Raw genomic sequence first — 13,296 nt, 5'->3', positions numbered from 1 at the left:
TCATTCTCCTTTGGATTCATTTCTAATCAAATCAGTTATATTACGTGCCAATGCATCTGCTTCAACTTCAGTCAACAAATTGAATAATTGCATCACTAATTCCTCATATAGCTGATTTGCATCTAACTCTTTGGATAACTCAATGGACCAAAAAAGTTCTGGAATAGCTAACATGATTAAATCATTAGAATGATAATGATATACGTTCATCATCATTCCATGAAACTGAAGTGATTTAATCCTCAAGAGGTCCACCACCAAATTTTTGATATGCTGCTTTTAAGCCAATTAAGTCATCGCGATGTGGGACTTTAACATGACCAGGCATAATTTGATAAGGCTCTCGACCTTTTGAGGCCAAAACAACTGTATCACCTGGTTCAGCAATATCAATCGCGTGTCTAATACCTTCTGCACGGTCATCAAACTCTATATAATTGTTATGCGTTGCACCTTTAGCTAATTCAGCTGTCAACATTTTAGGATCATCGTTAGCAGGATTATCTGGAGTAAAAATAACATAATCTGCTCGACATGCTACTCTCCCCATCTCAGGTGTTTTCGTTAAATCTCTTTCCCCAGCCATACCTACTAAAAAGATTAGCTTTTGTTTAACAAATGGTTGTACAGCATCAATCAGTTTATTCATACCATCAGCTGTATGTGCATAATCTATAATCAAATCTATAGGAAGTGATGGATCAAGTACTTCTAAGCGCCCCTCTACAGGTTCAAGCTCAGTAACAGCATTAATAATTTCATTTAAATTTGTTCCCTTACTCCAAACCGCAATCATAGCAGCCATAATATTTGAAATGTTAAACCTACCTACATAAGGAGATTTAACTGGAAAACTTCCAAATGGAGTACAAAATTCAAATTCTACACCTTGCAATGATTCTTTAATGTTTTTAGCCATAAATTGTGCTTCGTGAGTAATACCATATGTAAATACTTCATAGGGTGTCACACTTGCTAAATAATCGGAGAAGTCATCATCATTATTTAATACAACATATTTTTCTTTAGACAAATCTTCACCTAACTGGCTAAATAATAACGATTTAGCATGTCCATATGCTTCCATAGTTCCATGAAAGTCTAAATGATCTTGAGTCAAGTTTGAAAAGATAGCAACGTCAAACTCTACGCCTCTAAGTCGACCTAAGGCTAATCCATGACTAGAAACTTCCATCGTCATTGCTTCTGCATTGGCATCAACTGCTTCTTTGATCTTTTTTGTTAATGCTACTGTTTCTGGTGTTGTATTCGCACCTTTTGTTTTTGTTTCATTAACTTGAAATCCATTCGTACCTAGATATGCACTATTTTTATTCAATTTTCTATAAATTAAATGAATCATAGTTGCAATCGATGTCTTACCGTTCGTCCCCGTAACACCATATGTCGTCAGTTGATGACTAGGAAACTCGTATAATTCATGTGCCAATAGACTTGCAACACGTAAAGTATCGGGAACAACGACTTGCGTCACATTACCTTTAAGTTCGAGTTCTCTATTGACAACAACAATACCACAACCTTGATCTACTACATTTTGACAAAACTTATGACTATCTACCGTATATCCTTTAGATGCTACAAATAGACTTCCCTCTTTAGCTGTACGTGAGTCAGTGGTAATATCGTCCACCTGTATATCTAATGTACCAATTACATTTTTTACTCTAATTTTTTTGAACAACGCACTTGCATTCAAAATGTATCGCTCCTTTTTTTACAATAAGTCTATTATACACGTTTTATTATCGTTGATAAATTTATAATTATAAGTCTTATTAATTTATTTTTAATCATAATTGACGTAATATATCCGAATCACGTTCTATTAGATAGTGATAAAATCATTCATTAAAGACTGTTAAGGTAGTGTTAAAATATACTTAAAATTTTGTTGCGCTCACCTTTAAATAATTCATTCCTTATTTAAATAATGCTAAGATATACATGTATTAACATAATATATAGCAAATACTAAGATTTTTTGAAGACAATACTAAAATCGTGCAGAATGTGTTCAAATTTAGTTTCGTTACCTTGCAACCATACTTAATAAATAATGAACACTTTATAAAGCAAATTTACGACAAAGCATGGTATTGTACGCCTTATTTATAGTATTTAAATACAATAAATGGTACACTTCTTTTCCTTTTACAATGCATGAAAATACGTTACAATTATTATAAATTTTAAAAATTAACGGAGGGTGGCTATAAATGGTTACTCAAAATAAAAAGATATTGATTATTACTGGATCATTTGGTAACGGTCATATGCAAGTCACGCAAAGTATTGTCAACCAATTGAATGAGATGAATCTCAATCATTTATCAGTCATTCAACATGATTTGTTTATGGAAGCTCATCCAATTATGACTTCTATATGTAAGAAATGGTATATCAATAGCTTTAAATATTTTAGAAATACATATAAACGATTTTATTATAGTCGCCCTAATGAGCTCGATAAATGTTTTTATAAATATTATGGATTAAATAAACTCATCAACTTACTTATTAAAGAAAAGCCTGATCTCATATTATTAACATTTCCAACACCTGTGATGTCAGTGTTGACCGAACAATTTAATATAAATATCCCTATTGCGACAGTTATGACAGATTATCGCATGCATAAAAATTGGATTACACCATATTCACAAAGATATTATGTAGCAACAAAAGATACTAAAGATGATTTCATTGAAGCTGGTGTTCCTGCTTCATATATTAAAGTGACGGGCATTCCTATTGCTGATAAATTTGAAGAATCTATTGATAAAGAAGAATGGTTATCGCAACAACATTTAGACCCTTCAAAACCTACTATATTAATGTCAGCAGGTGCATTTGGTGTTTCAAAAGGCTTTGACTATATGATTAATAATATTTTAGAAAAAAGTCCAAATTCGCAAGTGGTCATGATTTGTGGACGTAGTAAGGAACTTAAACGTTCATTAAAAGCTAAGTTCAAAGATAATCCAAGTGTAATAATATTAGGATATACAAATCACATGAATGAGTGGATGGCATCAAGCCAACTAATGATTACAAAACCTGGTGGTATCACAATTTCCGAAGGACTTAGTCGTTGTATTCCTATGATTTTTTTAAACCCTGCACCCGGTCAAGAACTTGAAAATGCATATTACTTTGAAAGTAAAGGATTTGGAAAAATAGCAGATACTCCAAATGAGGCAATTGATATTGTTTCTGACTTAACAAATAACGAAGAGACTTTAAAGGTTATGTCATCTAAAATGCTAGAATCAAAGGTAGGATATTCTACTAGAAAGATTTGTAAAGATTTATTAGATTTAATAGGTCACTCATCTCAACCGGATGAAATCTATGGAAAGGTTCCTTTGTATGCAAGATTCTTCGTCAAGTAATTACTCAAGTAACAGAAACTTTGTTATGATGTTGGTAATTCTGTTTCTGATGGAATTTGCAAGAGGTATGTACATACTAAGTTATATAAACTTTTTACCTACAGTGACCTCTATCGCAATAGCAATCACATCATTTGCTTTTTCCATTCACTTTATCGCAGATGCTGCAACAAATTTTGTCATCGGCTTTTTACTTAAAAAATTTGGTTCAAAATTAGTACTTACATCTGGATTCTTACTTGCTTTTATAAGCTTGTTTTTAGTGATATGGTTCCCGGCATCACCATTCATAATTATTTTCAGTGCTATTATGTTAGGAATTGCTGTGAGTCCGATTTGGGTTATCATGTTATCTAGTGTAGATGAAAGAAATCGCGGCAAACAAATGGGTTATGTCTACTTTTCATGGTTGCTAGGTTTATTGGTGGGTATGGTTATCATGAACTTGCTTATTAAATTCCATCCTACTCGTTTTGCATTTTTAATGGCCTTGGTTGTGCTTATTGCCTGGGTACTATACTATTTTGTTAATATCAACTTAACAAATTACAATACTAAACCTGTGAAAGCACAATTAAAGCAAATTGTAGATGTTACACAACGTCATCTTATTCTATTTCCGGGTATCTTGTTACAAGGAGCAGCTATAGCAGCACTTGTACCTATTCTTCCAAAATATGCAACGCAAGTTGTGAAAGTATCAACCGTTGAATATACAGTAGCAATCATTATTGGTGGCATAGGCTGTGCTTTCTCTATGTTATTTTTATCAAAAATCATCGACAATAATAGCAAAGGGTTTATGTATGGAGTTATTTTTAGTGGCTTTATACTATATACAATTCTTATATTCGGGCTATCTACAATTACAAATATATATATAGTTTGGGCCATAGGACTTTTTATTGGGCTAATGTACGGTATCCTCTTACCGGCTTGGAATACCTTTATGGCTGGGCATATTAATCCTAACGAACAGGAAGAAACATGGGGCGTGTTCAACAGTGTTCAAGGCTTCGGTTCAATGATAGGCCCACTAGTCGGAGGTCTAATTACTCAATTTACTAATAATTTAAATAATACCTTTTACTTTTCAGCGATGATTTTTCTTGCACTTGCAGTATTTTACGGATATTACTTTATTAAAACAAACAGAAGGGTTAAACCTTAAAATCTATAAATCGTTTATATAAAGATTAGTTGTATATATTAATGAAACGTCATTCATATGCATTTGAAATATGAATATTCAATATAAAACGTACATTAATCTTTTTGAATGATTAACTATACAATATAATTATGTTTCATATAAAAACGCCAAATCCCACTGAAACACAATAGGATTTGGCGTTTTTAGTTGATTAAGCGCTCTTCACGTATTTAACAATAATGATTCTGTAAATTCAATTTCACTTTACAATTTTGAACTTTTTATCCTAATGTAAAAGTTTCAATAATAGTCCATTTGTCCTCTTCTTCACTATATTGAAGTAACGATAGTTCTTCAATTATTTCTCTATGGTCTACCCCTGCTAATTTTACTTGACCATATATATCTTCAAATTCTTGACTTGTTAGACCTTGGGCAATTGTAAAATGTGGTACAAAAGGATGTTCAGCTGTACCGTAAAAATCTTCTGTATTAAATTGATTAAATAATTGATCTAATGACTCTGTTTTAGCAACTTTGAAGTATATAACATTACTGATTGGAGCGAAATTAGATGCCTTTGTAGCATGTACTTCTACTGGTTTAATACTAGAAATTCGATTTTTCACTTCATTTTTAATTAAATTAAAATCATGATCATCGATTTCAAATTGAGGTTTAATCGTGATATGAGGCATTATTTGAGCATAATGATTGTCATATCGCTTGCGATAAGCATTCACCTCATCTTGAAATGACTTTGACGGAACCAATGCTAATCCTAAAATCATTTAAATTCCTCCTTTGTTTAACTTATTCCTATTATATCAAAACTTTTTGAAAACCGTTACTTTTATCATGAAAACAATTACATTTCTGAAATTAATAGTGTTTCGCATTCAACAACCATTCGCTAACATACTATTTTATTTATCTTACTTTATTAAACATATTTTCCATTTATTGGATCACCTAAAAATTGTAAGAGAATATCTCCTAGCAATGGTTTCCATGATTTCCAATGATGTCCACCGTTAAATTCTTTATAGAAATATTCAATATTATCTTCTTTAATCAGTTGATTTAATTCACGGTTAGGTGTTAAAAAGTTAGCTCTTTTACCATTAGTTGGTAAAATAAAATCTGCTTCTTCTAAACCAATGGCATGCCATATCGTCAATTGACCTTTATTCATACATGTATCAATTTTTTTCTTAATATTTTCATTATACATTGGGCTCAATAACGCAACTCGACTAAAAATAGTTGGGTAAGTCATTGCAGTCATTAAAGCGATACTTCCTGCTAAACTATCTCCAATAAGTAACCTTGTATTACCTACTTTATAAGTTGGAAATGTCGCATCGATATAAGGAAGAATTTCTTTTCCCATTGCTTTAATGGTTAAATTAGAACGACTTCCTGAAGGATGAAATTCTTCCCTACGTTTTTCAACATCTTCGTAATGGAATCCTACTATAATTGCACGTTGTATTGATTGTTCTTCACGTAACTGTTCATATATGCGTTGTATTCTACCAAATCTAAAAAAATCTAAACCATCAAAGCAAAAAATCAACTGATATTTAAATAAGTTTGTATAATCCTCAGGTAAATAAACCGATAATGTTACATCTCTATTTAAAATATCACTATGTATTATTTTTTTATTAATCTTACCTACTTTAAACTCCGACATAAACCGATGCTCCCTTGTAATGTTAATACTATTGTATCAATACTTATAATACTTTTAAATTTATAGCAAGCTCGTATACAAATTAATTTCATACTAGTTTTTTCATTTTATTAAAAATAAAGTGCATGCAGTTATATTGTAAAAGTATTTACTCTTTTTAATGACTGAGTTTTGATATATACTTATTGAGTATGAAAAAGAATAAAATAGGAGGATCACAATCTATGTTCAATAAGGTTTGGTTTAGAACAGGAATATTTTTTATTATGCTGTTCATACTCATCAAACTATTTATGGAAGTGCATGAAGTATTTGCTCCAATAGCTACTATCATTGGTTCAGTCTTCCTTCCATTTTTAATTAGTGGATTTCTCTTTTACATATGTTTACCTTTTCAAAACATATTAGAAAAGTGGGGCTTTCCACGTTGGGCTAGTATAACAACAATATTCATAGGATTAATAGCTATCATCGCTATTGTGGTATCATTTATAGCACCTATCATTATTTCCAATATTAATAACTTAATTAAACAAACACCATCATTACAAAAAGAAGCCGAACAATTAATTAATTTCTCGTTAAGACAAATGGATAAATTACCAGATGATGTCACACATCGTATTAATAAAGCGGTTAAATCCATGGGAGATGGCGCAACGTCTATTTTATCTAATTCAGTGTCATATATTACGTCTTTCATCTCAACTGTATTTTTATTAATAATGGTGCCTTTCTTCCTGATATATATGCTAAAAGATCATGAAAAATTTATCCCAGCAATCGGTAAATTTTTCAAAGGAGAACGTAAAGTTTTTGTTGTAGATTTATTAAAAGACTTAAACTTCACTTTAAAATCATATATTCAAGGTCAAGTGACAGTTAGTATCATCTTAGGTATTATTTTATATATAGGTTATACGATTATAGGATTACCATATACACCTTTATTAGTATTATTCGCCGGCGTAGCTAACTTAATACCATTTTTAGGTCCATGGTTATCTTTTGCACCGGCAGCGATACTAGGTATTATTGATGGCCCTTCAACTTTTATTTGGGTATGTGTCGTAACATTAATCGCACAACAACTTGAAGGTAACGTGATAACTCCTAACGTAATGGGTAAATCATTAAGCATTCATCCATTAACTATTATTGTTGTCATACTTGCAGCTGGAGATTTGGGTGGTTTCACACTCATTCTTGTTGCAGTTCCATTATACGCTGTAATCAAAACATTAGTGAGCAACATTTTTAAATATCGTCAACGTATTGTCGATAAAGCAAATAGTAATGTTAAAGATTAATAATAGTTATAATCATAAGATTGAAAATTATACCACCAATTCAAGCCAAGGACATAATTAGATGTCCTTGGCTTTTTTATACACGTAAGCAATGAAACATGTCCTCTTATTAAACTCCGTCATTTCTACTGTTTATATGGAATGATGCATTTAATAAAATTTATAACCTCCGATACATTTCTAACAACAAAATAAATAGTGTCATCTAAAATTGATATTTATACCTTAAATATATTATAAATATCAAAGCAACATTGTCGATTGTCAATTTATTTCTTGAATAATTAAATGTCAAAACGCATTCTTATACACAAAAACAGGGATGATTTTAATTTCAAATCATCCCTGTACACCTATTGTGAGATTATACTATCTGATTTTTTAATTTATCAATAATTATTTAATTGCGTGGAATCCACCGTCAACGTGGATGTTCTCTCCAGTTACACCACTTGAAAGATCACTTAATAAATACGCAGCCGTCTTACCTACTTCTTCTTGATCAACGTTGCGTTTTAACGGCGCTCTCGCTTCAATTTCTTTAAGAATTGTATTAAATCCACCTACACCTTTAGCACTTAAAGTACGAATTGGCCCTGCAGAAATAGCATTGACACGAATATTATCTTCACCTAAGTCTAAAGCTAAATATTTAACATTCGCCTCTAAACTTGCTTTAGCTACACCCATAACATTATAGTTTTGAACTGCTGCCTCACCACCAATATAAGTCGTCGCAACAATACTTCCACCTTCAGGCATAAGTTTTTTGGCTTCATGAGCTACGAGAGTAAGTGAATATGAACTAATTTCTTGTGCAAGTAAGAAACCTTCGCGAGATGTTTCTGAAAATCGACCTCGTAAATCTTCCATATTGGCAAATGCGATTGAGTGATAAACACCATCAATCTGGCCTACATCTTTTCCGATTTGAGAAAAACCATTAATGATATCCTCATCATTCTGCACATCAATTTCATAGAGATGATGTTCAGATTGATTTAATTGTTCTAATAATTTCTCTAATTCTTTACGACTGCGTTCTTTACGATATGTAAATACCAGTTTAGCACCTAATCGATCTAATACTTTAGCGACGCCAAATGCGATACTACGTTTATTCGCAATACCCATAATGACGTAGGTTTTATTTTCTAGATTTAACATGATAGTGACTCCTTAATTTAAATTGATTATTACTACAGGCTGGCTAACTCTATGTTTACTAACCCTTTATACCCTTAATAGTTTAACATTTTTAGTACCTGATAATAAAGCAAAATAAAATGACCACAATAATCATATTCACTGTATATTTTTAACGGTTTACGAACAAAATTTACCAAACTTATTTTATTATAGGTAACCTCTGATAATTATGACTTATGTTAAATCAATCCGTAACTATCTTTTTGTTGAACAGTCCCACGTTTAATATCTTCATCCAAATTACCCATCATCTCTTTAAATAATTCTTGAAATCTTGTTTCATCTTGATCAGAATAGCCCTCAAATATAACGTTATCAATATTATCTTCATTGAAATAGTATATTTGATCTTCAACAACACCAACTGGGTATTTACATGCTTCTGCTTCTATTATTTCTACGCCTTTTCTTTCACATAGTTGACGTAAAATCACTCCAATATCTCTTTTGATTTTTCCATATATCACTTGTCTTCTATATTTTGGTGCAAAGACTATGTGATACTTACAATTCCATTTTGTATGTGCTAAACTGTTTGTGTCAGATGACATTAAAAAGCATCTCCTCGTGTTGAATATTTTGGTTGGCTGGCCAATATATATTCTAGCATGATGAGATGTTTTTTTAGATAACGGTAAAACCTTTTCTGAACCATACACATAACGCATGGCTTTCTATATACAGTAATGGCTTACCAATGACTTCATCCATCCTAGGCAAGCTGGTAATCATCAATTGAACCTCTTTGTCTTTTAAATAATTAACGGTATGAATCACTTCATCATAATTCCGTCCCAAACGGTCAATAGACTCTACAACAAATCTATCTCCCTTTCTCACAAAATTAAGTGCTTATAGAAATATAGGTCTGTTTTCTACTGACTTTCCCGATCTTTTTCTGTAAATATTTTTTCTAAGCCAAATGTTTACAAATTAGCTAGCTGTCTTTCTAAATTTTGTTTTATAGATGATACTCTCGCATAACCAACAATCATTAAATTTTACTTTTCTAATTTTATATATATAATGCAAAAAATCTATACAATAGGATGTAGTTTGGTATTTTTATTTCTTCGTTTAGTTATAGATATTTGAGCAGTTTAAATTACTAAAAAGCACAAAGGTTTGCAAAATTAAAAAGTGCCAGACGTGTCATTGCCATTGATCATGTTGAGCATAGATTAGCTCATACCGAGAAATATAACGGTGCTGAGGTTTATAATTTTTTAAAAGAAGATGACGTAGGAAAACTATTACATGAAACAACACGCGGTGGTGCAGATGTTGTTATAGATTGTGTCGGAATAGATGAACAAGTAGTTCAAGATGACTTAGAAGTTAGCTCAAATTCAATACAGAGAGGAAATATCAGCCCAATTGTTACGGCAACAGAATCAGTGAGAAAATATGGAACAATCCAATTGATAGGTGTCTATGGAACTGCAGCTGATAACTCCCAATTAGACTTAATATTTAATAGAAATGTTCAAGTGAAAAGTGGACAAGCGCCAGTTATTCATATGATGCCAAAACTTTATGACATGATTAAAATAAAGTCTTTGATCCAACAGAAATTATCACTCATACTATGCCTTTAAAAGATGTAAAAGAAGTTATGATATCTTTGATCAGAAAAAAGATAATAATGTTAAAGTCATTTTAAAACCACAATAACATATAGATAAAGACGCCTTACTTTGAATAACTCATTCAAAGTTGAGGCGTCTTTTACATATATATTTAAATTTTAACATTTTTATATTTAGAAATTTTTTCCAGAAATTCATCCCCCCAATCACAAATTGCATAAACTACTTTATCTAGTGTTTTCCTATGTTCGTTTACTTATACTCAACTTTTGTGGAACTACTGAATTGACAATTCTTTCAATAATTTCATCATGCTCTAATTCTCTAAGCTGTCTAATAAGCATTCTTTAATTAATCTCAGGCAACAATTTTTCAAAAACACTAAGTCGTAAAACTTCTGTTTGTAATAACTGATATATGATAGGTGTTTTCCATTTTCCTCAAATAACAGATAAAGCTAAATCTTTAGATGTATAAAATTTCTTGTTATGATGTTCAACATTTTTATATTGAAAGAACCTAGGATGAGAAAAGAGTTGATTGAATATAATAAATATAAACTCATCCAACTCTTCTATTTTTACTGTTTGATATAGCGTTTCAAGTGTTTAGATGTCAATGTTTCTGAACTATCAATGAAGTTTTTAGGTGTTCCACTAAATTGGACCTTTCCGCCATCCAACCCTGGGCCTGGGCCGACATCGATGATCCAATCTGCTTCACACATAATCGATAAATTATGTTCAATCAAAATAACAGTATTGTTTTGATCAATTAAATCATCAAAACACTCCATCAATATAGGGATATCCGATTCATGTAGGCCTGTAGTTGGTTCGTCAAAAATAAAAATACTATTCTTTATCTCTTCATCTAAATGTTGTCCTAGTTTCACGCGTTGAATCTCTCCACCAGACAAAGTGGACAAAGGTTGTCCTAGTGACATATAATTCAAACCTGTCTTACTTACAGATTGTAATTTTGACTTAATATCATTCTTTTTATCAAAGAAAATGATACCTTCGTCAACCGTCAAATTGAGAACATCGGCAATTGAATACCCGTCTATGGTAGCATCTAATACTTCTTGTTTATAACGTTTGCCATGACAAACTTCACATGTCTGTGAAAAATCACCCATAAAAGCAAGTTCCGTTTTAATATAGCCCTTTCCACCACAATTTGGACAGGCACCTTTTGAATTATAACTAAACATAGCTTTATTTAAGCCTGTTTCTTTACTGAAATAGCTTCTTACACTATCAAAAACACCTAAATACGTTAATAGATTAGATCTATTAGATCCTTGAACTGCTTTTTGATCAATAAAGATGGTATGGTCATTATTTTCAAAACCTGCTTTAACAAGGGTACTCTTACCTGAACCAGCAACACCTGTTAAGACTGTTAATACGTGTTTAGGTATAGACGTTTTTACGTTATTTAAATTGTTTTGTGTCACAGGACCGATATTATAAAAGTGGTTAGCTTCACGAATATTCTCTTTTAAATTATGTTTGTTACGTAATGCGTTACCTGTAGAAGTATTTGAAGATAGTAATTCATTATATGTTCCTTCAAATGTGATTTCACCACCGTTTTTTCCTGAACCTGGTCCCATATCTATGATATAGTCTCCTTCTTTAATAACATCGGGATCATGTTCAACAATTAACACAGTATTGCCTTTGTCTTTTAAAGATTTTAAAATTTCATTAATCTTAGCTATATCTTCCGGATGCAAACCAACACTTGGTTCATCTATAATGTAAACTAAATCCGATAAAGAACTATTTAAATGACGTATTAATTTAAGACGTTGCGCTTCACCGCCTGATAATGTCGTTGTGACACGGTTAAGCGTTAAATAACTTAATCCAATATATTCTAGTGCTTCTAACTGCTTTTTGAGAGGATCAATAATATATTTAGCTGTTGGATCCTCTAATTTATTAAGAAACTCTAAATTTTCCTTAATTGTCATTTGTGTGAAATCAGAAATATTTTTACTCATAATTTTAGAACTTAATATTTTCGAGTTTAAACGTTGACCTTTACATGTAGGACATATTTTATTATTTACTACATTTTTAAGATGTTTGGCGTAGCGTTTCTTATTAAATTCTTTATCGCCTAAAAATATTCTACTGAATCTAGGTATTAGACCTACATATTTAGCTGACTTTCTCCATTCTTTAGGAGGATTTTTTAACGTCATTGGCTCTTGATATAAAAATAATTCTAATTCATCTTTTGTATAGTCTTTTAATTTTTTATTATTATCAAATAAACCACTATCTCGATAGGCTTTACCACGCTCTTTGTCTGGTCCAAAAGAAGGAAAGTCTATTGCACCTTCATTTAAAGACTTATCCCAATCTAGCAATTCATCTAAGTTAATGTCTTCAATATATCCTAATCCCTCACAAGTTTTACACATGCCCTTAGGACTATTGAAGGAATATGCATCTGAATAACCAACAAACGGTTCGCCTATTCTAGACCACAGTAATCTAACAGAAGCATATATATCTGAAACTGTTCCTACCGTGGAGCGAGAATTCCCATTGAATCTTTTCTGATTAATCGTCATTGCTACAGGAAGATTTTTAATTTTTTTTACTTTCGGTCTGGGTTGTTGATTTAAATGAAATTGGATATAACTGGAGTAACTTTCATTTAGTAGCTGTTCAGATTCCGCAGCAACAGTATTAAACACTAAAGATGATTTCCCTGAACCAGAACGTCCTGTAAATACAGTTACTAAGTGTTTTGGGATATTTACATCTATGTTTTTCAAGTTATTTTGTGAAGCACCTGTAATATTAATAAAATCCATTAAGTGCCCTCCTTTTATAATCTTTACAACATTGATTATTGCATATTAATCAATGATTAACTACTCATTCAAAAGACGACA

The 13,296-nt window shown here is 31.4% G+C and carries 11 protein-coding genes and 2 pseudogenes; 4 read left to right on the top strand and 9 right to left on the bottom strand.

The window, feature by feature from the left end; genetic code table 11:
• Together AC1Q7N_RS04550 and AC1Q7N_RS04545 are read right to left on the bottom strand one after the other, a co-directional pair.
• A complete protein-coding gene (locus tag AC1Q7N_RS04550; RefSeq protein ID WP_002456622.1) occupies positions 1 to 246 on the bottom strand; it encodes a YueH family protein in 246 nt (81 codons plus the stop codon).
• Entirely contained in the window at positions 236 to 1,720 is a 1,485-nt protein-coding gene (locus tag AC1Q7N_RS04545) for a UDP-N-acetylmuramoyl-L-alanyl-D-glutamate--L-lysine ligase (protein WP_001829323.1), read from the bottom strand. Before AC1Q7N_RS04545 ends, AC1Q7N_RS04550 begins: the two co-directional genes overlap by 11 nt.
• A gap of 520 nt (positions 1,721 to 2,240) precedes the next feature.
• On the opposite strand from AC1Q7N_RS04545, the gene AC1Q7N_RS04540 reads away from it, so the two are divergent.
• Both AC1Q7N_RS04540 and ltaA read left to right on the top strand, forming a co-directional pair.
• Positions 2,241 to 3,416: a diglucosyl diacylglycerol synthase gene (locus tag AC1Q7N_RS04540; protein ID WP_001829298.1), complete on the top strand. Its 1,176-nt coding sequence runs from the start codon at positions 2,241 to 2,243 to the stop codon at positions 3,414 to 3,416.
• Entirely contained in the window at positions 3,394 to 4,587 is a 1,194-nt protein-coding gene (gene ltaA / locus AC1Q7N_RS04535; protein WP_002494345.1) for a lipoteichoic acid biosynthesis MFS flippase LtaA, read from the top strand. The genes AC1Q7N_RS04540 and ltaA overlap by 23 nt, the downstream gene beginning before the upstream one ends.
• A 263-nt stretch (positions 4,588 to 4,850) precedes the next feature.
• Here ltaA and AC1Q7N_RS04530 read toward each other — a convergent pair whose 3' ends face one another.
• Entirely contained in the window at positions 4,851 to 5,360 is a 510-nt protein-coding gene (locus AC1Q7N_RS04530) for a YjcG family protein (RefSeq protein WP_001829296.1), read from the bottom strand.
• A gap of 152 nt (positions 5,361 to 5,512) precedes the next feature.
• Positions 5,513 to 6,268, bottom strand: coding sequence for an esterase family protein (locus AC1Q7N_RS04525; protein WP_001832657.1), 756 nt, complete (start codon positions 6,266 to 6,268; stop codon positions 5,513 to 5,515).
• A gap of 224 nt (positions 6,269 to 6,492) precedes the next feature.
• Here AC1Q7N_RS04525 and cozEa point away from each other — a divergent pair, with 224 nt between their 5' ends.
• Positions 6,493 to 7,578 (top strand): lipoteichoic acid biosynthesis protein CozEa, encoded by a 1,086-nt coding sequence (cozEa, locus tag AC1Q7N_RS04520; RefSeq protein ID WP_001829303.1) that lies wholly within the window; start codon positions 6,493 to 6,495, stop codon positions 7,576 to 7,578.
• A 396-nt stretch (positions 7,579 to 7,974) separates the two neighbouring features.
• Here cozEa and fabI read toward each other — a convergent pair whose 3' ends face one another.
• The 3 genes and pseudogenes from fabI to AC1Q7N_RS04505 form a co-directional block, all read right to left on the bottom strand.
• On the bottom strand, positions 7,975 to 8,745 hold the full coding sequence (gene fabI, locus AC1Q7N_RS04515) for an enoyl-ACP reductase FabI (RefSeq protein ID WP_001829254.1): 771 nt from the start codon (positions 8,743 to 8,745) through the stop codon (positions 7,975 to 7,977).
• 221 nt (positions 8,746 to 8,966) lie between these two features.
• Positions 8,967 to 9,338: an IS200/IS605 family transposase gene (tnpA, locus tag AC1Q7N_RS04510; protein WP_001829249.1), complete on the bottom strand. Its 372-nt coding sequence runs from the start codon at positions 9,336 to 9,338 to the stop codon at positions 8,967 to 8,969.
• 130 nt (positions 9,339 to 9,468) lie between these two features.
• Positions 9,469 to 9,782, bottom strand: a pseudogene (locus AC1Q7N_RS04505) (recombinase family protein); the annotation flags it as partial.
• 120 nt (positions 9,783 to 9,902) lie between these two features.
• On the opposite strand from AC1Q7N_RS04505, the pseudogene AC1Q7N_RS04500 reads away from it, so the two are divergent.
• Positions 9,903 to 10,461 (top strand): annotated as a pseudogene (locus AC1Q7N_RS04500) (zinc-binding dehydrogenase); the annotation flags it as partial.
• Positions 10,462 to 10,618: 157 nt separating this feature from the next.
• Here AC1Q7N_RS04500 and AC1Q7N_RS04495 read toward each other — a convergent pair.
• Both AC1Q7N_RS04495 and AC1Q7N_RS04490 read right to left on the bottom strand, forming a co-directional pair.
• Positions 10,619 to 10,720, bottom strand: coding sequence for a winged helix-turn-helix transcriptional regulator (locus tag AC1Q7N_RS04495; protein WP_002494359.1), 102 nt, complete (start codon positions 10,718 to 10,720; stop codon positions 10,619 to 10,621).
• 236 nt (positions 10,721 to 10,956) lie between these two features.
• Positions 10,957 to 13,215, bottom strand: a complete 2,259-nt coding sequence (locus AC1Q7N_RS04490; RefSeq protein WP_002467881.1) for an ATP-binding cassette domain-containing protein — start codon at positions 13,213 to 13,215, stop codon at positions 10,957 to 10,959.
• Positions 13,216 to 13,296: the final 81 nt, after the last annotated feature.

Source organism: Staphylococcus sp. GW823-FHT05F06, assembly GCF_058795495.1.
Note: the sequence above shows the minus strand (reverse complement) of the source record. Positions and strands in the feature narration are given on the sequence as shown.